This window comes from Agrococcus sp. GW821-FHT14H11, assembly GCF_058803545.1.
In genome coordinates this window covers 195,914-216,346 of sequence record NZ_JBXAPA010000001.1, presented here as the reverse complement: position 1 = coordinate 216,346, position 20,433 = coordinate 195,914, and the positions used below count along the sequence as shown (strand labels likewise).

Sequence of the window (20,433 nt, the reverse complement as noted above, 5' to 3'; positions counted from 1 at the left end):
CGTCGCGCTCGAGCCGGCCTCAGGCGGCGAGGGCCTCGCGCAGCTCGTCGACGGAGTCGACGATCCGGTCGGCGCCGGCCTCGGCGAGCTCGGCGTGGCCGCCGTAGCCGTAGGCGACCCCGATCGAGCGGATGCCGAGCTCGCGCGCCGACGCGATGTCGTTGACGCGATCGCCGACCATCACGACGGCGTCCGCGGGCAGCCCGATCGAGTCGATCGCGCGCGCGATCACCTCGGCCTTCGAGTGGCCGGCCTCCCCGTCGATGCGCCCGTGCACGCCGCGGAAGCGGTGGCGCAGGGCGTAGTGCTCGATCACCGCCTCGGCGTCGCGCTGGATCTTGTGGGTCGCGACCGCGAGCTGCCGTCCGGCGCCGTGCAGGTCGGCGATGAGCGCGTCCACGCCCGGGTAGAGGGTCGAGTCGACGAGGCCGCCGTCGGCCATCCGAGCTCGGAACGCCGTCAGCGCAGCGTCGATCTCGGCGGGCGAGCGGCCCGACTCCGCGAGCACGGTGACGAGCGGTGGGCCGAGCCAGCGCACGAGCTCGGTCTCGCTCGGCACCTCCCAGCCGACGGCCTCGTGCATGTGCCGCAGGCTCGCGAGGAGGCCCTGCTTGGAGTCGGTGAGGGTGCCGTCGAGGTCGAAGATGATGCCGCTGGGAGTCATGTCCCTCCATCATCCCAGAGATCAGATCTCGCGGTCCGGATCCCGCTCGACGCCTAGGATGGAGGGCGGCCGAGGCAGAGCTCGGCAGGAGCCGGAGCGCAGTCATGGCCGAGCAGCCGCACGCATTCGATCAGGCCTTCCGCGGCTACGACCGCGAGCAGGTCGACGCCGCCCTCGCGCAGCTGCGCGAGGCGCTCGCCGAGGTCGAGCGGGGCCGCGAGCAGGCGGCGCTCGACAGCGAGGCGCGGCTGCAGCACCTCACCGAGGACCTCGACGCGGCCGTCGCGCGCGCCGACCAGGCCGAGTCGCGCATGCTGCGCCTCGCCCAGCAGGTGCAGGCCCTCGACGACGACGCGGCCTCCGACGACGACGAGGGCGCCGACGCCGCCGACGGGCGGCAGACCCGCGTGCGCTTCGCCGAGATCCTGCGCGTCGCCGAGGACCAGGCGTCGACGCTCGTCACCAACGCCTCGACCTCCGCGCAGCGCGTGCTCGACGACGCGAACGCCGAGCGGGACCGCATCCGCCGCGACGCGCAGGAGGAGGCGCAGCGCGTGCTGCAGGAGGCCCAGCACGAGGCCGAGCTCGCCCGCCGCCGCAGCGAGACCGAGCAGACCGCGCACCGCGCGCGGATCGAGGCCGAGCTCGGCTCGCTCGGCGAGAAGGTCGCGCAGGCCGATCGCGAGGCGCAGGTGCTGCTCGGCGAGGCCGAGCGGGCCGCCGCCGCGCTGCGCGCCCAGGTCACGCGCGAGACCGACGACCTGAAGCTCGACGCCGACCGCATCGTGCGGGAGGCGAAGGCGCGCAGGGTCGAGCTCGACGCGGCGCTCACCCGGCGGCAGGACGACGCCCAGCAGGAGTTCCTGCGCCTGCACAACCAGGCCGTGTCGCACGCCGAGCGCATCACCGCCGACGCGAACGACAAGGTCGCCTCCGCGCTCGCGCACGCGAAGCACGTCGCCGAGCAGTCGGAGGCCTACGAGCAGCTGTCCAAGGCGCAGGCGGCGCAGATCGAGGCGAGCGCGAAGGCGCGCGCCTCGGCGATGCTCGACGAGGCGCGCCGGCGCGCGCAGTCGATCGTCGAGACCGTCGCGACGCACACGAAGGACGTGCTGCGCGAGGCCGAGGACCGCGCGCGGGGCCTGCGCTACCAGCAGTCGCAGCTGTCGGGCTTCATGGCCGAGGTGCAGTCGCTCATGCACGTCGCCGACGCCGCCGACCCGCGCACCTGGAGCTCGGCCGGCGCCGAGCGCGACGAGCGCCCCGCCGCCGGCGCGCGCGATGCGGAGGAGGCGGATGCGCCGTCGGCGGCGCTGCCGACGGTCGCCGCGGAGGACCGGGCCGTCGTGCCCGACGCCTTCACCGCATCCGCTCCGGGCGGCGACCCGCTCGACGACCTGACGCTCGACGATGCGCCCGCCGGCGGCGGCGACGGGGACGCGGAGGCGGACGAGCCGGTCGAGGGGGAGGCGCTCGAGGAGCCCGCCACGCGCGAGGAGGTCGTCGACGTCGTGTGGCACGAGGAGCGGGACGAGTACGACCCGTCGATCGACCGCTGAGCGGCGGCGCGCCGACGGCTTGACCGCTCGGGCCCGTGCCGCGTATGCTCGATCCTTGGTGCGTGCAGCCTGCGCGTGCCCGAATGAGCCCTCCACCGGATGGTTCGCGCGCATCGCGCCGGCGAACGCCTCGGAGTGGGATTCACGACCATCCATTCGATCAGTGAGGCACCAATGACTCGCACCTACTCGCCCAAGGCGAGTGACGTCCAGCACGACTGGGTCGTCATCGACGCCACCGACGTGGTCCTCGGCCGGCTGGCCAGCCACGCCGCCGCCATGCTCCGCGGCAAGCACAAGCCGACGTTCGCCCCCCACATGGACATGGGCGACTACGTCATCGTCGTGAACGCCGAGAAGGTGGCGCTCACCGGGCAGAAGCTCGCCAAGAAGGTCGCCTACCGCCACTCCGGCTACCCGGGCGGCCTCAAGGCCACCGGCTACGAGGAGATGCTCGCGCGGTTCCCCGTCCGCACCGTCGAGAAGGCCATCCGCGGCATGCTCCCGAAGAACTCGCTCGGCCGCGCCCAGATCAAGAAGCTCAAGGTCTACGCAGGCCCCGAGCACCCGCACGCGGCGCAGCAGCCGACCCCCTACACGTTCGACCAGGTCGCCCAGTAGGGCGCGAGGAGACACCAGACATGGCGAAGATCGCAGACTCCATCGAGGCTCCCGAGAGCTTCTCGACCGAGACGCCGGCAGCTGAGGCTCCCAAGGCGCCCCGCGTCGTCAACATCGGCGGCCAGGCCGTCGGCCGTCGCAAGCAGGCCATCGCCCGCGTGCGCCTCATCCCCGGCTCCGGCTCGTTCACCGTGAACGGCCGCACGCTCGAGGACTACTTCCCGAACAAGCTGCACCAGCAGCTCATCAACGACCCGTTCACGCTGCTCGAGCTCGCCGGCAGCTACGACGTGATCGCCCGCATCTCCGGCGGCGGCCCCTCGGGCCAGGCCGGTGCGCTGCGCCTGGGCATCGCTCGTGCGCTCAACGAGATCGACGTCGAGAACAACCGACCGGAGCTCAAGAAGGCCGGCTTCCTCTCGCGCGACGCTCGCGTCATCGAGCGCAAGAAGGCCGGTCTCAAGAAGGCCCGCAAGGCGCCGCAGTACTCGAAGCGCTGATCCATGTCGCGCCTCTTCGGCACAGACGGGGTTCGAGGTCTCGCAGGCCTCGACATCACGGCGGAGTCGGCGCTGGCGCTCGCACAGGGCGCCGCACTCGTGCTCGGGCGAACAGCCCGGCAGGAGGGGCGGCGCCCTGTCGCCGTCGTGGCGCGGGATCCTCGCATCTCGGGTGAGTTCATCGTCGCCGCGGTGTCGGCGGGGCTCGCCTCGAGCGGCGTCGACGTGCTCGACGCGGGCGTCATCCCGACGCCCGCGGCCGCGTACCTGATCGGCGACATCGACGCCGACTTCGGCGTGATGGTCTCGGCGTCGCACAACCCCGCGCCCGACAACGGCATCAAGTTCTTCGCCAAGGGCGGGCGCAAGCTGCCCGATGCGGTCGAGGACGAGATCGAGGCTGCGCTGGGCGCGCCGCCGCTGCGCCCCATCGGCGCCGAGGTGGGCACGGTCCGCCGCTTCTCCGACGCCGAGGACCGCTACCTCGTGCACCTCCTCGGCACGCTCGAGGTGAGCCTCCAGGGCCTGCACGTCGCGCTCGACTGCGCCCACGGCGCGGCCGCCGGCGTCAGCCCGCGCGCCTTCGCCGACGCGGGCGCGAAGGTGACCGTCATGGGCAACGACCCCGACGGCACGAACATCAACCGCGAGGTCGGCTCGACCCACCTCGAGCAGCTGCGCGACCTCGTGCTCTCGTCGGGCGCCGACCTCGGCATCGCCCACGACGGCGACGCCGACCGCTGCCTCGCGATCGACGCGAACGGCGACGTCGTCGACGGCGACCAGATCATGGCGCTGCTCGCGCTCTCCGGCAAGCGCCGGGGCCTGCTCACCGACGACACCCTGGTCGCGACCGTGATGTCGAACCTGGGCCTCAAGGTCGCGATGGATGAGCACGGCATCCAGCTCGTGCAGACGGCCGTCGGCGACCGCTACGTGCTCGAGGCGCTCGGCGAGTACGGCCTCGCGCTCGGCGGCGAGCAGTCGGGCCACATCATCTTCTCCCGCTACGCCACCACCGGCGACGGCGTGCTCACCGGCCTGCAGATCGCGGCCGAGATGGTGCGCACCGGCAAGACGCTCGCCGAGCTCGCCTCGGTGATGGAGGTCTACCCGCAGGTGCTCGTGAACGTGCCGGGCGTCGACCGGCTGGGCCTGCGCGGCAACCGGCCGATCGCCGAGGCCGTCGCGCGCGCCGAGCACGAGCTCGGCAGCAACGGCCGCGTGCTGCTGCGCCCGTCGGGCACCGAGAAGATGGTGCGCGTCATGGTCGAGGCGCACGAGCGCCACATCGCCCAGACGATCGCCGACGAGCTCGCCGACCTCGTGCGCCAGGAGCTGTCGGTCACGTCCTGACGTCGGCCGCGTGGCGGCTGCGGAACGCCGCGACGTTGGTGCGCGACTGGCACGTCGTCGAGCAGAAGCGCCGCGACCGGTTGCGCGACAGGTCGAGGTGCATGCGGTCGCAGCGGCTGTCCGCGCAGCGCCGGCAGCGCTCGAGGTCGTCGGCGCGCACGAGGTCGGCGATCGCCATCGCGGCGTCGACCGCGATCCGGTCGGCGATCGGCGAGCCCGCCGGCAGGCCGTGCAGGTGCCAGTCGGAGCCGTCGTGCCGCACGAGGTGCGGCCGGGCGCCCGTCTCGTCGAACACGCGGTTGACGAGGCCCGCGACCGCGTCGCGCTCGCCGTCCCACATCCGCTCGACGGCCGGCAGGTGCGCCCACGTCGCCTCGGCGTCCGCGCGCGTCGCGGAGCTCGCGCCGGGGAAGCCCCACTCCGCGCAGATCGCGCGCAGGCTGGCCGCCGAGTCGAGCTCGCCGGCGCGCCTGCGGTTGCAGACGTCGGCGATGAACTCCAGGGAGCGGATCAGCTCTCGGGGGTAGGGGAGCGACACGGTCACCTCGGCTACGATCACGACTGTCAGGGCCAACGGCCGTGACGTGTGCCCGCCGTGGTGAGCACGATGCTAGCCCTTCGCACCCCTGTGAGCCGCCCATGCAGCCCCGTCGCCCCATCGGGCTCGCGTTCGCCCTCGCGAGCTCGGCCTCCTTCGGCCTCTCCGGCATCTTCGCCTCCGCGCTGCTCGCGGGCGGCTGGAGCCCGGGCGCCGTCACGACCGCCCGCATCGCGGGCGGCGCGCTCGTGCTGCTCGTGCCGACGCTCTGGCTGCTGCGCGGCCGGTGGGGCGCGGTGCTGCGGTCGTGGCGGGAGGTGCTCGTGCTCGGGCTCCTCGCGGTCGCGCTGTGCCAGCTCGCGTTCTTCAGCGCCGTCGCCTACATCGAGCCCTCGCTCGCGCTGCTCATCGAGTTCCTGGGGCCGGTGCTGCTCGTCTTCTTCACCTGGGCGGTGAGCCGCCGCGCGCCGGGGATGCTCACGCTCGCGGGCGCGGGCGTGGCGCTCGTCGGCCTCGCGCTCGTCTCGGGCGTCGGCGGTGAGGCGCTGCACCCGCTCGGGGTGCTGCTCGCGCTCGGCGCCGCGGTCGGCAACGCCGGCTATTGGATCGCCGCGTCGAAGGCCGACTCCGAGCTGCCGCCGATCGCGCTCGCCGGCCTCGGGCTCATCGTCGGCGCCGTCGTGCTCGTCGCGGCCTCGGCGAGCGGCCTGCTGCCGTTCGTCGCCACGGCTCGGCCCGTCGTCCTCGCGGGCGCCACCCTGCCCGCGTGGACGGTGCTGCTCCTGCTCGTGCTCGTCGCGACCGCCGCCGCCTACGTGCTCGGCATCCTCGGCGCGCGGCGGCTCGGCGCGACGCTCGCGAGCTTCGTCGGCTACTCCGAGCCGATGTTCGGCATCCTCTGGACCGCCGTGCTGCTGTGGCTGCTGCCGAGCGGCATGCAGTGGCTGGGCGCGGCGGCGATCATCGCGGGCGTCGTGCTCGTGAAGCTCGGCCAGGTCGACCGCCCGCGCGTCTCCGACTCCCCGGCGATCGTCGAGGGCATCCCCAGCCCCTAGCCCGCCGCTCGGGCGCGGGGTCAGACCTTGCGGAGGAGCACCGAGCGGATGGTGTGGTCGTCGTCCTTGCGCAGCACCAGGTCGGCGCGCGGCCGGGTCGGCAGGATGTGCTCGACGAGGTTCGGGCCGTTGATGGAGTCCCAGACGTCGGTCGAGTAGGCCCTCGCCCGCGCATCCGACATGTCCGCGAAGCGGTGGAAGTACGACTGCGGATCCTGGAACGCGCTCGCCTTGAGCGCGAAGAAGCGGTCGACGTACCACTGGCGGATCGCGCTCGTGCGCGCGTCGACGTAGATCGAGAAGTCGAACAGGTCCGACACGGCCAGGTGCGACCCCGACGGCGGCGGCTGCAGCACGTTGAGCCCCTCGACGATGAGCACGTCGGGCCGCCGCACCACGATCTCCTCGCCCGGCACGATGTCGTACGACAGGTGCGAGTAGACGGGCGCGCGCACCTCGGCCTCGCCCGACTTCACGCGCGAGACGAAGCCGAGCAGCGCCCGCCGGTCGTACGACTCGGGGAAGCCCTTGCGCTGCATGAGCCCGCGCTCCTCGAGCACGCGGTTCGGGTGCAGGAAGCCGTCCGTGGTGATGAGGTCGACCTTCGGCGACCCCTCCCAGCGGCTCAGCAGCTCCTTGAGCAGGCGGGCGGTCGTGGACTTGCCGACCGCGACGCTGCCGGCCACGCCGATGACGAAGGGGGTCGGATGCGCCGTGGCGCCGAGGAACTCGGTGGTCTCGCGGTGCAGGCGGGCGGCCGACTCCTGGTAGAGGCTCACGAGCCGCGACAGCGGCAGGTACACCTCGGCCACCTCGCGCAGCTCGAGCCGGTCGCCGGTGCCGCGGAGCCGCCGCACCTCGGCCTCGGTGAGCGGGTTGGGCATGCGGGGCGCGAGGCGCGCCCAATCGCGGCGCTCGATCTCGACGAACGGCGACTGGATCGGCTGGGACATCGCACGGAGCCTACCGCCGGTAGGATCGGAGGCATGTGCGGCATCGTGGGCTATACCGGTGAGCGCAGCACGGTCGACGTGCTGCTCGAGGGTCTCAGCAGGCTCGAGTACCGGGGCTACGACAGCGCCGGCGTCTCGGTGATCGACGGCGACCGCGTCGCGCTGCGCAAGAAGGGCGGCAAGCTCAAGGTCCTCCGCGACAGCCTCTCGGACGCGCCGCTGCCCGAGTCGTCGACCGGCATCGGCCACACGCGCTGGGCCACGCACGGCGGGCCGACCGACGAGAACGCGCACCCGCACCTCGGCGACGAGGGCCGGCTGTCGCTCATCCACAACGGCATCATCGAGAACTTCGCCGAGCTGCGCGCCGAGCTCGAGGCCGCGGGCGAGGTCTTCGCGAGCGAGACCGACACCGAGGCCGCGGCGAAGCTGCTCGGCCGCGCCTACCGCGAGACGGGCGACCTCACGCTCGCGATGCGTCAGGTCGTGCGCCGGCTCGAGGGCCAGTTCACGCTGCTCGCGATGCACGCCGAGCAGCCGGGCGTCGTCGTCGGCGCCTCGCACAACTCGCCGCTGCTCGTCGGCTACGGCAAGGGCGAGCACTTCCTCGGCAGCGACGTGAGCGCGTTCGTGAAGTTCACGCCCGACGCGGCCGCGCTCGACAACGACCAGATCGTCACGATCACCGCCGACAGCGCGTCCGTCACCGACTTCGACGGCACTCCGACCGAGCCGAAGCGCTTCGAGGTCAACTGGGACGCCTCGGCCGCCGACAAGGGCGGCTGGCCGTCGTTCATGGCGAAGGAGGTCTCGGAGGGGCCGGAGGCCGTCGAGAACACCATGCGCGGCCGCCTGACCGACCACGGCGTCGACCTGGGCGAGCTGGGCGTGCTCACCGACGAGGTGCTGCAGGGCATCCACCGCATCGTCATCGTCGCGTGCGGCACGGCGAGCTACTCGGGCCTCGTGGGCAAGTACGCGATCGAGACGTGGGCGCGCGTGCCCGTCGAGGTCGACCTCGCGCACGAGTTCCGCTACCGCGACCCGGTGCTCGACGAGCACACGCTCGTCATCTCGATCTCGCAGTCGGGCGAGACGATGGACACGAAGATGGCCGTGCAGCACGCGGTCGCGCAGGGCGCCCGCACGCTCTCGATCTGCAACACGCAGGGTGCGACCATCCCGCGCGAGTCGGAGGCGGTGCTCTACACGCACGCCGGCCCCGAGGTCGCGGTCGCGTCGACGAAGGCGTTCCTCGCGCAGGTGATCGGCCAGCTGCTCTTCGGCCTGCACCTCGCGCGCGTGCGCGGCACGATGACGGAGGAGCAGATCGCCGAGGTCGTCGGAGAGCTGCGCGAGCTGCCCGATGAGCTGCGCCAGGTGCTCGCCGAGCAGGAGTCGGTGCACGAGCTCGCGCACTGGATGAGCGACACCCGCTCGGTGCTCTTCCTCGGCCGCCACGTCGGCTACCCGGTGGCGCTCGAGGGCGCGCTGAAGCTCAAGGAGATCAGCTACATCCACGCCGAGGGCTTCGCGGGCGGCGAGCTGAAGCACGGCCCGATCGCGCTCATCGAGCCCGGCCAGGTCGTGTTCGTCGTGGTGCCGAGCCCGCGCAACGAGCCGCTGCTGCACTCGAAGATCGTCTCGAACATCCAGGAGATCCGGGCGCGCGGCGCCCGCGTGATCGCGGTCGCCGAGGCGGGCGACGCCGCGGTGCTGCCGTACGCCGACGTGGTGCTGCGCGTGCCGCTGACGCTGCCGATGCTCGAGCCCGTGCTGCAGGTCGTGCCGCTGCACATCTTCGCGCTCGAGCTCGCCACCGCGAAGGGCCTCGACGTCGACCAGCCGCGCAACCTCGCGAAGTCGGTCACGGTCGAGTGATCCGGCTCGTCGGCGGATGACCGGGGTCGGCTCGTGATCGTGGGGCTCGGCGTCGACGTCGTCGACCTGGCGCGCTTCGAGCGCGCCGTCACGCGCACGCCGCGGCTCAAGCAGCGCCTCTTCGCGCCCGACGAGCTGCTCGTCGACGGCCGCGAGCGGTCGCTGCCGTCGCTCGCGGCGCGCTTCGCCGCGAAGGAGGCCGCGTTCAAGGCGCTCGGCGCGAACGCGGGGATGCGCTGGGTCGACCTGGTGGTCGTGCAGGGCCCGGGAGGCGAGCCGAGCCTCGACCTGCGCGGCACCGCTGCCGAGCGCGCGGCCGCGATCGGCGCGACGCGCGTGCACGTCTCGATGAGCCACGACGCGGGCGTCGCCACGGCGACGGTCATCGCGGAGTCCTGATGCGCATCGAGGTCGACACGGCGGCGATCGCCGCGAACGTGCGCGCGCTCGCCGCGCGGGCGGCGACGCCCGTGTGCGGCGTCGTGAAGGCCGACGGCTACGGCCACGGGGCCGTCGCATCCGCCCGCGCGATGCTCGACGGCGGTGCCGCCATGCTCGGCGTCGTCGACCTCGCGGAGGCGCTGCAGCTGCGCGCCGCCGGCATCGACGCGCCGATCCTCGCCTGGCTGCACGGGCCGGGCGTCGACTTCTCGCTCGCGGCGCGCCACGGCGTCGACGTGGCAGTGAGCTCGATCGCGCAGCTCGAGGCGGCTGCCGCCGCGGCCGCCGTCATCCACCTGAAGCTCGACACCGGGCTCGGCCGCAACGGCATCGCGCGCGGCGACCGCTCCGCGGCGATCGCGCGCGCGATCGCGCTCGCCGCCGACGGCGCGCGCATCCGCGGCGCGATGTCGCACCTCGCCGGCACGAGCCGCGACGCCGACCTCGCGCAGGTGCGCGACTTCGCGTCGGCGCTCGCCGAGGCCGAGCCGCTCGGCCTGGAGCTCCGGCACCTCGCGAGCTCGGCGGCCGCGATCGCGCTGCCGGAGGCCCGCTTCGACCTCGTGCGCATCGGCATGGCCGCGTACGGCGTCGACCCGAGCGGTCCGGGCGCCGGCGACGGGTCGGAGGCCACGGCGCTGGGCCTCAGGCCCGCGATGCGCGCGAGCGCCGCCTTCGTCGACGGCGTCGCCGAGGTCGGGCTCGACGACGGGCTGCTGCCAGCGGTCGGCGCGCCGGTGCTGCTCGGCGGCGAGCTCGCGCACGTCGCCGCGGTCGGTGCGCGCAGCCTCAGGATCGAGCCGCCGCGCACGGGCGACGGCGTGCTCTGGGGCGACCCGGCGGCGGGCGAGCCGAGCGCCGACGCGTGGGCGCGCGCGGCGCGCACGATCACGTACGAGGTCGTGACCCGGATGGGCGCGGTCGGCCGGGGCGCGGGCGTCGTCGCCGCGGGACCCGAGACGGCGCCGCGGCGCGTGCTCGAGCTCGGGCTCGACGGCGAGCCCCGCCGCCTCGTCGGCGAGCTCGTGGGCGTCAAGCGCGTGGAGCCCGGCCTCGGCGTCTCCTACGGGGGCGAGTACGTCACGCCGAGCGCGACGACGCTCGCGCTCGTCGGCCTCGGCTACGCCGACGGCGTCACGCGCAGCGCCACCGGCCGCCCGGCGGTCGTCGGCGGCGACGGCGCGCACCGGATCCGCGGGCGCGTGGCGATGGATCAGGTCGTGCTCGACGTCGGCGACCGCCCCGCCCGCGTCGGCGACCCGGTCGTGCTCGAGCACGCATCCGCCCCCGAGCTCACCGGCATGATCGGCCCGCGCGTGGCGGTCGAGGTCGCCGGCTCGGTCGCCGACGCCGACGCGATGGAGCTGCTCGGCGAGCGCATCGGCGCTGCGCTGCGCGCCGGCGACGCCGTGCTGCTCATCGGCCCGCTCGGCGCGGGCAAGACCACCCTCACGCGCGGCATCGGCCGGGCGCTCGGCGCGCGCGGCACCGTGCAGAGCCCCACGTTCGTCATCGCCCGCACGCACCGCACCGCCGCGGGCCCCGACCTGCAGCACGTCGACGCGTACCGGCTGGGCGACGAGGCCGAGCTCGACGACCTCGACCTCGACCTCGACGGCGCCATCACGGTCGCCGAGTGGGGCGCGCCGCTCGAGCACGCGCTCGAGAGCTGGCTGCGCGTCGAGATCGACCGCGGCGAGGCCGACGGCGACGACGAGTCGCCGCGCTCGGTGCGCCTGCGCGGGCACGGCCCCGGCTGGGACGCCGCGCGCGTGCGCTCGCTCACCGCCCCGGGCCCGACAGAGGAGGCACCGTGATCCTGGCCATCGACACCTCGCTCGGCACCTCGGTCGCCGTCGTCGACGGCGACGACGTCGTCTTCCGCGAGCACCAGGGCGACGCGCGGCGCCACGCCGAGCACCTCGGGCCCATGCTCGAGCGCGCCCTCGCGGGCCGCCGCGACCGCATCGAGCTCGTCGTCGCCGGCATGGGGCCGGGCGCCTTCACGGGCCTGCGCGTCGGCATCGCGGCGGCGCGCGCGGCGGCGATGGGCCTCGGGGTGCGGTGCGTCGGCATCGCGAGCCACGCGGGCATCACCGAGGGCACGGCGCAGGTGACGACGGATGTGCGGCGCCGGGAGCGCGCGTGGAGCTCGGTCGTCGACGGCCTGGTCGTCGACGGCCCGCACCTCGCGCCCGCCGACGCGGTGCCGCCGCCCGCCGCCGCGCACGCCGGCGCGCCCCGCCTCGACGCCGACGCGGTCGACGCCGCGCTGCTCGCCCGCGCCGTCGTGCGCGGGGCGGCCGAGGTGGAGCAGGCGCTGTACCTGCGCGACGCCGACGCGACGCCGTCGGCCGGCCCGAAGCGGGTGAGCCAGTGAGCGTCGTCATCCGCACCGCGGGCGCCGTCGACCTCGACGCGATCATGGCGATCGAGCAGGCGTCGTTCGGCGCGAGCGCGTGGGAGCGCGGCACCATGCAGCAGGAGATCGCGAGCGACTGGGGCCGCTACGTCATCGCCGTCGACGAGGACGACGACGGCCGCACGGTCGGCTACGCGGGCCTGCGCGCCGTGGGCGTCGAGGGCGACGTGCAGACGATCGCCGTCGCCGCCGGCGCCCGCGGGCGCGGCATCGGGCGCGCACTGCTCGCCGAGCTGCTCGCCGAGGCCGGGCGGCGCGGCGTGCGCGAGCTGTTCCTCGAGGTGCGGGCCGACAACCCGGTCGCGCGCGGCCTCTACGAGTCGGTCGGGTTCCGCGAGATCGGTGTGCGGCCGCGCTACTACCAGCCGGAGGACGTGGATGCGGTGGTCATGAAGCGGGAGTCGGCGTGATGGTGCAGGGGCAGCGGCCGCCGGTGGTGCTCGGCATCGAGACGAGCTGCGACGAGACGGGCGTCGGCATCGTGCGCGGCACCGAGCTGCTCGCGAACCGGATCGCCTCGTCGATGGAGCTGCACGCGCGCTTCGGCGGCGTCGTGCCCGAGATCGCCGCGCGCGCCCACCTCGAGGAGCTGCAGCCGACGATCCTCGCGGCGCTCGCCGACGCATCCCTCACACTCGACGACCTCGACGCGGTCGCCGTCACCGCGGGGCCCGGCCTCGCCGGCGCCCTCATGGTGGGCATCGGCGCCGCGAAGGGCCTCGCCGCCGCGCGCGACCTGCCGCTGTACGGCGTCAACCACCTCGTCGGCCACGTCGCCGCCGACGTGCTCTCGGGCGAGCCGCTCGAGCTGCCGACCGTCGCGCTGCTCGTCTCGGGCGGCCACACCTCACTGCTGCTCGTGCGCGACCTCGCGGGCGACGTCGAGCTGCTGGGGGAGACGATCGACGACGCGGCGGGCGAGGCCTTCGACAAGACCGCGCGGCTGCTCGGGCTCTCCTACCCGGGCGGGCCCTCCATCGACCGCGCCGCCGTGGGCGGCGACCCGGCGGCGATCCGCTTCCCGCGCGGGCTCACGGCACCGAAGGACCGCGACCGCCATCGCTTCGACTTCTCGTTCTCGGGCCTGAAGACGGCCGTCGCGCGCCACGTCGAGCGGGCCGAGGCCGCGGGGGAGCCGCTGCCGGTGGCGGATGTCGCGGCGAGCTTCCGCGAGGCGGTCGTCGACGTGCTCGTGGCGAAGGCGCTCGACGCGTGCGCGGCGCACGGCATCCCGAGCCTGCTGCTCGGCGGCGGCGTGGTCGCCAACCGGCGCCTGCGCGAGGTCGCGGCCGAGCGCTGCGAGCAGGCGGGCGTCGCGCTGCGGATCCCGCCGCTCGACCTGTGCACCGACAACGGGGCGATGATCGCGGCCGTCGGGGCGATGCTCGTCGCGCGCGGCGACGCTCCGAGCCCCGCCGGCTTCGCGGCCGAGTCGACGCTCGACGCGAGCACCGTGCAGGTCACGGCGTGAGCGGCGCGACCGGGCGGATGCACAGGTCGGCCTGGCAGGATCGCCCTGCGCCGCGCGCCGATCGGCTCGCGCGGCCGCGAGCCGACGAGGAGCGGGCATGAGCATGGCGTGGCAGCAGCCGGGATGGGGCCCGCCGCCCGCGCCGCCGGCGCCCGCGCCCTTCCGCTCGCCCACGCATCCGGGCCCGAGGACCGACGCGCTCGCGATCTGGGCGATCGCCTCGGCGGCCGCCGGCACGACCATCCTCGTCGGCCTCGGCTCGATCGCCGCGATCGTGCTCGGGCTCATCGCGCTGTCGCGCATCCGGCGCTCGGGCGACGACGGCAGGCTGCTCGCCGTCTGGGCCGTGATCCTGGGCGCCGTGACGCTCGTCGCCCTGATCGCCGCGACGGTCGCCGGCATCGCGATGATCGTCACGGTCGTCGGGGGACTGCAGGGGATGCCCGGGGTCTGAGCCGGGGTCTGAGCCGGGGTCTGAGCCCCGACGCGCCGAGCTGCCGTTCGGCCCGCTTCCAGGCTTCGCGCCTCGGCGGCAGGGTACGGTGAACCACGCGCGCAGTCGCGCATCGCAAGGAGGATCCCGTGAGCGACCAGTACCCGCCCGCCGACGACCGCTTCCGTCGCCCCGACCAGGAGGGCGCCGCGCAGCCCGGCGATGCCGACAGCGCCCAGCCCGCGGCCGACTTCGGGCAGCAGCCCGAGCAGGCCCCGTCGTTCGGCCAGCCGCACGACGCAGCCCAGGGCCAGGGCGACCACGCCCAGCCGCCCGCCTACGGCCAGCAGCCGGGCTACGGCCAGCAGGCTCCGCAGGACGGCCAGGCCGGCTACGGCCAGCAGCCCGCCTACGGCGGCAGCGCCCCCTCCTACGGCGCGAGCGCGCCGTCCTACGGCCAGCAGCCCGGCTACGGCCAGCAGCCCGGCGGCGACCAGGCCTACGGCCAGCAGCCCGGGTACGGCCAGCAGCAGCCGGCCTACGGGCAGTCGACCCCCGAGCAGGGCTACGGCCAGCAGGCCGCCTACGGGCAGTCGGCGCCGGCCGAGCAGGGCTACGGGCAGCAGCCCGGCTACGGCCAGCAGGCCGCCTACGGCCAGCAGGCGCCGGGCTACGGCCAGCAGCCGGCGTACGGCTCGAGCGCTCCCGCCGACGCCGTCTACGGCCAGCAGCCCTCGTACTCGCAGTCCTACGGCGACGCCGCCGCCACCGGCTACGCCCAGCAGCAGCCGTTCGGCGCAGCGCCGGCGGGCGAGAAGAAGCTCAAGGGCATCACGATCGCCGCGCTCGTGCTGACGGGCCTCGGCTTCCTCGGCATGTGGTTCGCCGGCTCCGGCTGGCTGTTCGCGCTCATCGGCGCGATCCTCGGCTTCGTCGCGATGAAGAAGAACCCCGAGGCGAAGCCGTGGCCGATGATCGCCGCGATCGCCGGCTCGATCATCTTCATCATCTGCCTCGTGATCGGCATCATCATGGCCGTGAACTGGATCCCGTACCTCATGGAGATCAGCTCGATGTGAGCCCGGAGCGCTCACCCTCGCGGTGAGCGCGGAGGGCTCAGGTCGAGGAGCGCGCCGCCTGCTGCGCGCGTCACGAGACCTCGTCGTCCAGCGAAGCCCCCGGCCCCAGCGGCCGGGGGCTTCGTCGTGCTCAGGCTTCGTCGCGCTCAGGCCCGGTCGGCGAGCACCGCGCGATGCCGCCCGGCGATCCGCGTGAGGATGAGCGTGGCGCGGGCGCCGCCGCGCAGCTTGAGCCGCTTCCGCAGCGCCGCGGGGTCGATGTCGGCACCGCGCTTCTTGATCTCGAGCTCGCCGATGCCGAGCTCGCGCAGGCGCTGCGCGATGCGGCGCTCGTCGAGCGGCAGCGTCTCGCGCACCCGGAACGCCTGCGCGAGCGGCGTCCCGACGTGGCGCGCTGCCGTCAGGTAGGCGATGCCCTCGCTCACCGCGCGGGCATCGAGCCGCTCGGCGAGCGCGCCGATGAGCTCGGCGCGGATGACGGCGCCGGCCGGCTCGTACAGCCACGCGTCGAGCTCGCCGGGCTCGGGGTGGCTCGGGTCGCCGGCGAGCTCCTCGGCGACGCCGTCGCCGAGCACGAGCGCGCTGCGCGCGACGCCGGGCCGGGCGAGCCGCCCGGTCCACACCACCGCCTCGACGGTGTCGAGCCCGTCGGTGACCCACTGGTGCTCCGCGTCCGGCGGCAGCAGGTCGCGGTCGATGCCCGGCGCGAGCTTCACGCCCGCCGGCTGCGCGGCGGCGCGCGCGAAGACGGCGTCGAGCGGCGGCGACCAGTCGGCGGGGTCGCTGAGGCGCCGCGCGCCGTCGCGGCGGGCGGGGTCGAACCACAGCGCCTCCGCGTCGACGGGGGTGTCGAGCGCGTCGCCGTGCACGACGGATGCGTGCCACGCGGCGAGGTTGTACGTCGCGATCGCGGCGGTCACCTCGTCGCGCTCGACGGCCGTGACCTCGAGCCCGAGCGTCGCGAACGCGAGCGCGTCGGCGCCGATGCCGCACCCGAGGTCGGCCACCGAGACGATGCCGGCCCGGCGCATCCGCCCCGCGTGGTGCGCGGCGACGCGCAGCCGCGTGGCCTGCTCGAGCCCGGCCTCGGTGAAGAGCATGCCGCTCGCGAACTCGCCGAACTTCGCCCGGGCGCGGCGGCGCAGGCGGGCCTGGGTGAGCACGGCGGCGACGAGCCGGGGATCGTGCCCCTCGGCGCGGAGCCGCGTCACCTCGCGCACGACGTCGCCGTCGAGGCCCGCCTCGGCGCGCTCGAGCAGCGCGAGGCCGTCCTTCGACAGCAGCAGTCGCAGCTCCTCGGCATCCATCGCACTCATCCAAGCACCCGCGGCGCGGCTGGCACTCATGTTGACCGAGTGCCAGCCGACCGCCTAGGCTTGCTCAGGTGCCCGGCACTGCCGGGCGCACCCCAGGATCTGACAGAAAGAGGCAACCGTGTCGGTTTCCATCAAGCCGCTCGAGGACCGCATCGTCATCAAGCAGGTCGAGGCAGAGACGACCACCGCCAGCGGTCTCGTCATCCCTGACACCGCCAAGGAGAAGCCCCAGGAGGGCGAGGTCGTGGCCGTGGGTCCGGGTCGTGTCGACGACAACGGCAACCGCGTCCCGATCGACGTCGCCGTGGGCGACAAGGTGCTGTACTCCAAGTACGGCGGCACCGAGGTCAAGTTCGGCGCCGACGAGTACCTGGTGCTCTCGGCTCGCGACGTGCTCGCGATCGTCGAGCGCTGACGCTCCGCTGAGATCGACGGCGGCGCCCCCTCGCGGGGCGCCGCCGTCGCAGTTCCACCACGGACCACGGGCCTCGGGAGGGTCGGATGGGTGAGCACCCGGGCGGGCGCACGCGCGCCGGCATCTGGTACGCGGTCTTCGCGTACGCCTTCTGGGGCGTCGTCCCCGTCTACCTGCAGCTGACGAAGGGCATCGACGGCTTCGAGCTCATCGGCTGGCGGGTGATCGCCTCGGTGGTCGTCGGGTTCGCGCTCGTCGCGGCCACCCGCGGCTGGGGGAGGCTCGCCGGCGTGCTGCGCAGCCGCCGCGACACCGTCTCGCTCGTGCTCGCCGGCTGCGCCGTGCTCGTCAACTGGACGGCCTTCTTCATCGGCGTGCTGAGCGACCGCGTGCTCGAGACGAGCCTCGGCTACTTCCTCAACCCGCTCGTGAGCGTCGTGCTCGCCGTCGCCTTCCTGGGCGAGCGGCTGCGGCCCGTGCAGTGGGTCGCGGTCGGGCTCGGCGCGCTCGGCGTGCTCGTGATGGTCGTCGGCTACGGCGAGGTGCCCTGGATCGGCCTGACGGTCGCGCTCTCGTTCGGCGTCTACGGGCTCATCAAGAAGCGGGTCGGCGGCTCGGTCGACGCGCTCTCGGGCTTCACGATCGAGACGGTCGCGGCGCTGCCGGCCGCGCTCGTGATGATGGGCATCGCGATCTCGCTGCAGGGCGTGACGGTCGGCGCGAACGGCGCCGCCGGCATCTGGGGCACCGTCGGGCTCGGCGTCATCACGGCGGTGCCGCTGCTCGCCTTCGCCGCCGCCGCCCGCCGCATCTCGCTCACGGCGCTCGCGTTCACGCAGTACCTCGCGCCGATCATCTCGTTCCTCTTCGGCGCCTTCGTGATGCTCGAGCCGATGCCGCTCGAGCGCTGGATCGGCTTCGCGCTCGTCTGGGCGTCGCTCGCGCTCGTGTCGCTCGACCTGCTGGGCCGCCACGCGCGCCGCCCGCGGCCCGAGCCCGCCGCGGCCTGACGCGGAGCGCGGGCCCCGGCGCGCGGCGACCGGCTACGCGAGCTCCGGCCGCTTCTGCCGGAACATCCTGGCCGGGCGGTCCTCGCCGTCCCACACCTGCACGATGCCCCACGCGACGGCCGCGATCGGCACCGAGAGCACGGCGCCGACGATGCCGCCGAGCACCGTGCCGACGGTCAGGGCGATGAGGATGACGAGCTCGTGGATCTGCAGCGAGCGCCCCATCACGACCGGCTGGAGGAAGTTGCCCTCGAGCTGGTTCACGAGCACGACGGCCGCGAGGACCACGAGCGCCACGACGGGGCCGTTCGCGACGAGCGCCACGAGGGTCGCGAGCGCGCCGGCGACGGTGGCGCCCACGAGCGGGATGAACGCGAGCAGGAACACGAGCACCGAGAGCGGGAGCGCGAGCGGCACCTGCGCGAAGGCGAGCACGACGCCGATGCCGACCGCGTCGACGAGCGCGACCGTCGCCGTGCCGCGCACGTAGCCGCCGAGGGTGTCGACGGTGCGGCGGCCGATGCGCTTGCCGCGGGCGTAGCGCTCGCCCTCGAGCGGCCGCAGCAGGAACTCCCAGATGCGCGGGCCGTCCTTGAGGAAGAAGAACAGCACCACGAGCATGAGCACGAGGCCGGTGAGGAAGTTGGCCGCGGCGGCGGCGCCGGCGACGGCGCCCGAGCCGAACTGCGAGCTCGTGAGGAAGTCGACGACCGCGTCGCGGCCCTGCTGGATCTGCTCGTCGGTGGGCGCGAAGGGGAGGGTCGAGACCCAGTCGATCACCTGGTCGATGCCCTCGGACGTCTGCGCCACGAGCTCGTCGAGCTGCGAGCGCACGGCGTTCACGACGAGCCACACCACGCCGCCGAGCGCGAGCGCGATCGCGAGCATCGCCCCCGCGGTCGCGAGCCCGCTCGGCACGCCCTTGCGGCGCATCCAGCGCATCACGGGCGCGAACGCCGAGGCGAGGATGAGCGCGATGGTCACCGGGATGATGACGAGCGTCAGCTGCGTCATCGCGAACACGACGCCGGCGACCGCGACGACGACGATGATGCCCTGCAGCGCCCGTGTCGCGAACCGGCCGAACGTGTCGCCCCACAGCCGTGCCCGATCGCTCCGGTCGGCCAGCTCGACCTCGGTGGCGGTCCTCTGCCTGAACAGTCCCATGTCGCGCTCCTCGCCGTCGCGGCAACGCTACCCGCGCGCGCCTGCGCGCTGGTCGCGAGGCGGGGGACTGCCGTGCGCACCTGCGTCCCTCAGCGCCGCCCGAGGATCGCCCGAGCGGGGGTCGGATGCGCCAAGACCGTTACCAGGACGTAACGCGGATCGGCCGAAAACGGTCCGCCGCTCGCCTACTGTTGTGCCAATGCACGCTCAAGCGCGCACCTCCAGAGGAATTAGGAGCACAATGCAGTCCTTCCTTCGCACCACCGGGCACCCCCGTCGTGCCGCGGCGCTCGGCGCCGCGACCGCCGGCGTCCTGCTGCTCGCAGCCTGCGCCGGCGGCGGCACCACGCCGGCGCCGTCCGGATCCGCAGGGCCCGACGAGGGCGGCGAGGTCGACACCTCGTTCGTCGTCGGCACGATCCTGCCCCAGACCGGCAACCTCGCGTTCCTCGGCCCGCCCGAGTTCGCGGGCGTCGACCTGGCGGCGGCCGACCTCGAGGCCGCTGGCTTCGAGTTCGAGGTCGACGTGCAGCACCGCGACTCCGGCGACACCACGACCGACATCGCCACCGCCTCGGCGGGCGAGCTCGTCTCGGCCGGTGCCGACGTCGTCATCGGCGCCGCGTCGTCGGGCGTGTCCTTCACGTTCATCGACCAGCTGATCGACGCGCAGGTCGTGCAGATCTCGCCGGCCAACACGTCGCCCGACTTCTCCGACTACGAGGACGACGGGTTCTACTGGCGCACCGCGCCCTCCGACGTGCTGCAGGGCCGCGTGCTCGGCAACCTCATGACGGGCGACGGCGCCGCGAGCGTCGGGTTCATCACGATCAACGACCCGTACGGCACGGGCCTGCAGGAGAACGCGGCGATGGCGGTCGAGGCCGCCGGCGGCACGGTCACCGGCAACGTGCTCTACAACCCGGGCGACACGAACTTCACGTCGCAGGTGTCGGAGCTCATGCAGGGCGACCCCGACGCGATCGCGATCATCGCGTTCGCCGAGACGGCGCAGATCGTGCCCGAGCTCGCGACGCAGGGCTTCCCGTCCTCCGGCATGTACTTCGTCGACGGCAACCTGTCGAACGACTACAACTTCCCGGAGGGCACGCTCGAGGGCGCCAAGGGCACGCTGCCCGGCAACCCCGCCGACGAGGGCTTCAAGGACCGCCTGCTGGAGCAGGACCCCGAGCTGGGCGACTTCTCCTACGGCCCCGAGTCGTACGACGCCGTGATCCTGGCAGCCCTCGCGGCCGCGCAGGGCGGCAGCGCCGACCCGATCACGATCCGCGACAACATGCAGGCGGTCTCCACCGAGGGCACGAAGTGCACCGACGTGGCCGAGTGCCTGGAGCTGATCGAGGCCGGCGAGGACATCGACTACGACGGCCCCTCGGGTCCGATCGAGTTCGACGAGAACGGCGACCCGACGGAGGCCTTCATCGGCATCTACCAGTACGGCGCCGACAACAAGTACACCTTCCTGAACGCCGAGGAGGGCTCGCTCAACGAGTGACCCGCCCCTGCGACGAGAGGGCCCCGCTCCGGCGGG

The 20,433-nt window shown here is 74.0% G+C and carries 21 protein-coding genes; 16 read left to right on the top strand and 5 right to left on the bottom strand.

Features of this window, described 5'->3' with window-relative positions; genetic code table 11:
* Positions 1-19: 19 nt before the first annotated feature.
* A complete protein-coding gene (locus tag AC1RNL_RS01070; RefSeq protein ID WP_492934192.1) occupies positions 20-664 on the bottom strand; it encodes an HAD hydrolase-like protein in 645 nt (214 codons plus the stop codon).
* Positions 665-768: 104 nt separating this feature from the next.
* On the opposite strand from AC1RNL_RS01070, the gene AC1RNL_RS01065 reads away from it, so the two are divergent.
* The 4 genes from AC1RNL_RS01065 (at position 769) to glmM (ending at position 4,700) form a co-directional block, all read left to right on the top strand.
* Positions 769-2,223: a DivIVA domain-containing protein gene (locus AC1RNL_RS01065; protein WP_128190182.1), complete on the top strand. Its 1,455-nt coding sequence runs from the start codon at positions 769-771 to the stop codon at positions 2,221-2,223.
* A gap of 174 nt (positions 2,224-2,397) precedes the next feature.
* Positions 2,398-2,844, top strand: a complete 447-nt coding sequence (gene rplM / locus AC1RNL_RS01060; RefSeq protein WP_128190183.1) for a 50S ribosomal protein L13 — start codon at positions 2,398-2,400, stop codon at positions 2,842-2,844.
* A 20-nt stretch (positions 2,845-2,864) separates the two neighbouring features.
* On the top strand, positions 2,865-3,344 hold the full coding sequence (rpsI, locus tag AC1RNL_RS01055) for a 30S ribosomal protein S9 (protein WP_128190184.1): 480 nt from the start codon (positions 2,865-2,867) through the stop codon (positions 3,342-3,344).
* A gap of 3 nt (positions 3,345-3,347) precedes the next feature.
* On the top strand, positions 3,348-4,700 hold the full coding sequence (glmM, locus tag AC1RNL_RS01050; RefSeq protein ID WP_128190185.1) for a phosphoglucosamine mutase: 1,353 nt from the start codon (positions 3,348-3,350) through the stop codon (positions 4,698-4,700).
* Here the strand turns inward: glmM and AC1RNL_RS01045 are convergent.
* Positions 4,690-5,244 carry a CGNR zinc finger domain-containing protein gene (locus AC1RNL_RS01045; protein WP_164877164.1) on the bottom strand — a complete coding sequence of 185 codons (555 nt, stop codon included), beginning with the start codon at positions 5,242-5,244 and terminating at the stop codon, positions 4,690-4,692. The two genes, glmM and AC1RNL_RS01045, sit on opposite strands and share 11 nt — an antisense overlap.
* 95 nt (positions 5,245-5,339) lie before the next feature.
* On the opposite strand from AC1RNL_RS01045, the gene AC1RNL_RS01040 reads away from it, so the two are divergent.
* On the top strand, positions 5,340-6,293 hold the full coding sequence (locus AC1RNL_RS01040) for an EamA family transporter (protein WP_128190187.1): 954 nt from the start codon (positions 5,340-5,342) through the stop codon (positions 6,291-6,293).
* Positions 6,294-6,313: 20 nt separating this feature from the next.
* Here the strand turns inward: AC1RNL_RS01040 and coaA are convergent, their stop codons facing one another.
* Positions 6,314-7,246, bottom strand: coding sequence for a type I pantothenate kinase (gene coaA / locus AC1RNL_RS01035; protein ID WP_128190450.1), 933 nt, complete (start codon positions 7,244-7,246; stop codon positions 6,314-6,316).
* Between the two features lie 33 nt (positions 7,247-7,279).
* Here coaA and glmS point away from each other — a divergent pair, with 33 nt between their 5' ends.
* From glmS to AC1RNL_RS00995, 8 genes are all read left to right on the top strand, one after another.
* Complete coding sequence (gene glmS / locus AC1RNL_RS01030) at positions 7,280-9,127, top strand: glutamine--fructose-6-phosphate transaminase (isomerizing) (RefSeq protein WP_310122112.1); 1,848 nt, start codon at positions 7,280-7,282, stop codon at positions 9,125-9,127.
* Between the two features lie 33 nt (positions 9,128-9,160).
* Positions 9,161-9,526 (top strand): holo-ACP synthase, encoded by a 366-nt coding sequence (locus AC1RNL_RS01025; protein ID WP_128190452.1) that lies wholly within the window; start codon positions 9,161-9,163, stop codon positions 9,524-9,526.
* On the top strand, positions 9,526-11,385 hold the full coding sequence (gene tsaE, locus AC1RNL_RS01020) for a tRNA (adenosine(37)-N6)-threonylcarbamoyltransferase complex ATPase subunit type 1 TsaE (protein WP_492934191.1): 1,860 nt from the start codon (positions 9,526-9,528) through the stop codon (positions 11,383-11,385). Before AC1RNL_RS01025 ends, tsaE begins: the two co-directional genes overlap by 1 nt.
* Positions 11,382-11,948 (top strand): tRNA (adenosine(37)-N6)-threonylcarbamoyltransferase complex dimerization subunit type 1 TsaB, encoded by a 567-nt coding sequence (gene tsaB, locus AC1RNL_RS01015; protein WP_492934190.1) that lies wholly within the window; start codon positions 11,382-11,384, stop codon positions 11,946-11,948. The genes tsaE and tsaB overlap by 4 nt, the downstream gene beginning before the upstream one ends.
* Complete coding sequence (gene rimI / locus AC1RNL_RS01010) at positions 11,945-12,400, top strand: ribosomal protein S18-alanine N-acetyltransferase (protein ID WP_492934189.1); 456 nt, start codon at positions 11,945-11,947, stop codon at positions 12,398-12,400. Before tsaB ends, rimI begins: the two co-directional genes overlap by 4 nt.
* Positions 12,400-13,461: a tRNA (adenosine(37)-N6)-threonylcarbamoyltransferase complex transferase subunit TsaD gene (tsaD, locus tag AC1RNL_RS01005; RefSeq protein ID WP_492934188.1), complete on the top strand. Its 1,062-nt coding sequence runs from the start codon at positions 12,400-12,402 to the stop codon at positions 13,459-13,461. The genes rimI and tsaD overlap by 1 nt, the downstream gene beginning before the upstream one ends.
* A gap of 97 nt (positions 13,462-13,558) precedes the next feature.
* On the top strand, positions 13,559-13,915 hold the full coding sequence (locus AC1RNL_RS01000; protein WP_128190731.1) for a DUF4190 domain-containing protein: 357 nt from the start codon (positions 13,559-13,561) through the stop codon (positions 13,913-13,915).
* Positions 13,916-14,043: 128 nt separating this feature from the next.
* Positions 14,044-14,973: an AI-2E family transporter gene (locus tag AC1RNL_RS00995; RefSeq protein ID WP_492934187.1), complete on the top strand. Its 930-nt coding sequence runs from the start codon at positions 14,044-14,046 to the stop codon at positions 14,971-14,973.
* A gap of 146 nt (positions 14,974-15,119) precedes the next feature.
* Here the strand turns inward: AC1RNL_RS00995 and AC1RNL_RS00990 are convergent, their stop codons facing one another.
* Complete coding sequence (locus AC1RNL_RS00990; protein ID WP_492934186.1) at positions 15,120-16,280, bottom strand: class I SAM-dependent methyltransferase; 1,161 nt, start codon at positions 16,278-16,280, stop codon at positions 15,120-15,122.
* A 127-nt stretch (positions 16,281-16,407) separates the two neighbouring features.
* On the opposite strand from AC1RNL_RS00990, the gene groES reads away from it, so the two are divergent.
* On the top strand, positions 16,408-16,704 hold the full coding sequence (groES, locus tag AC1RNL_RS00985; protein WP_128190084.1) for a co-chaperone GroES: 297 nt from the start codon (positions 16,408-16,410) through the stop codon (positions 16,702-16,704).
* 86 nt (positions 16,705-16,790) lie between these two features.
* The gene (gene rarD / locus AC1RNL_RS00980; protein ID WP_364195163.1) at positions 16,791-17,714 is read left to right on the top strand and encodes an EamA family transporter RarD; all 924 of its coding nucleotides are present in this window, start codon (positions 16,791-16,793) and stop codon (positions 17,712-17,714) included.
* A gap of 33 nt (positions 17,715-17,747) precedes the next feature.
* Here the strand turns inward: rarD and AC1RNL_RS00975 are convergent, their stop codons facing one another.
* Complete coding sequence (locus AC1RNL_RS00975) at positions 17,748-18,881, bottom strand: AI-2E family transporter (protein ID WP_364195166.1); 1,134 nt, start codon at positions 18,879-18,881, stop codon at positions 17,748-17,750.
* Positions 18,882-19,122: 241 nt separating this feature from the next.
* Here AC1RNL_RS00975 and AC1RNL_RS00970 point away from each other — a divergent pair, with 241 nt between their 5' ends.
* Positions 19,123-20,397 (top strand): ABC transporter substrate-binding protein, encoded by a 1,275-nt coding sequence (locus tag AC1RNL_RS00970; protein WP_128190087.1) that lies wholly within the window; start codon positions 19,123-19,125, stop codon positions 20,395-20,397.
* Positions 20,398-20,433: the final 36 nt, after the last annotated feature.

What these genes read in the sequence shown, in the direction of transcription:
- AC1RNL_RS00990 (WP_492934186.1), bottom strand. Translation starts at nt 16,280, where the DNA reads ATGGATGCCGAGGAGCTGCGACTGCTGCTGTCGAAGGACGGCCTCGCG.
- tsaE (WP_492934191.1), top strand. Translation starts at nt 9,526, where the DNA reads ATGCGCATCGAGGTCGACACGGCGGCGATCGCCGCGAACGTGCGCGCG.
- AC1RNL_RS01070 (WP_492934192.1), bottom strand. Translation starts at nt 664, where the DNA reads ATGACTCCCAGCGGCATCATCTTCGACCTCGACGGCACCCTCACCGAC.
- coaA (WP_128190450.1), bottom strand. Translation starts at nt 7,246, where the DNA reads ATGTCCCAGCCGATCCAGTCGCCGTTCGTCGAGATCGAGCGCCGCGAT.
- AC1RNL_RS01065 (WP_128190182.1), top strand. Translation starts at nt 769, where the DNA reads ATGGCCGAGCAGCCGCACGCATTCGATCAGGCCTTCCGCGGCTACGAC.
- AC1RNL_RS00970 (WP_128190087.1), top strand. Translation starts at nt 19,123, where the DNA reads ATGCAGTCCTTCCTTCGCACCACCGGGCACCCCCGTCGTGCCGCGGCG.
- glmM (WP_128190185.1), top strand. Translation starts at nt 3,348, where the DNA reads ATGTCGCGCCTCTTCGGCACAGACGGGGTTCGAGGTCTCGCAGGCCTC.
- rarD (WP_364195163.1), top strand. Translation starts at nt 16,791, where the DNA reads ATGGGTGAGCACCCGGGCGGGCGCACGCGCGCCGGCATCTGGTACGCG.
- tsaD (WP_492934188.1), top strand. Translation starts at nt 12,400, where the DNA reads ATGGTGCAGGGGCAGCGGCCGCCGGTGGTGCTCGGCATCGAGACGAGC.
- rpsI (WP_128190184.1), top strand. Translation starts at nt 2,865, where the DNA reads ATGGCGAAGATCGCAGACTCCATCGAGGCTCCCGAGAGCTTCTCGACC.
- AC1RNL_RS00975 (WP_364195166.1), bottom strand. Translation starts at nt 18,881, where the DNA reads ATGGGACTGTTCAGGCAGAGGACCGCCACCGAGGTCGAGCTGGCCGAC.
- glmS (WP_310122112.1), top strand. Translation starts at nt 7,280, where the DNA reads ATGTGCGGCATCGTGGGCTATACCGGTGAGCGCAGCACGGTCGACGTG.
- AC1RNL_RS01040 (WP_128190187.1), top strand. Translation starts at nt 5,340, where the DNA reads ATGCAGCCCCGTCGCCCCATCGGGCTCGCGTTCGCCCTCGCGAGCTCG.
- rplM (WP_128190183.1), top strand. Translation starts at nt 2,398, where the DNA reads ATGACTCGCACCTACTCGCCCAAGGCGAGTGACGTCCAGCACGACTGG.
- AC1RNL_RS01000 (WP_128190731.1), top strand. Translation starts at nt 13,559, where the DNA reads ATGAGCATGGCGTGGCAGCAGCCGGGATGGGGCCCGCCGCCCGCGCCG.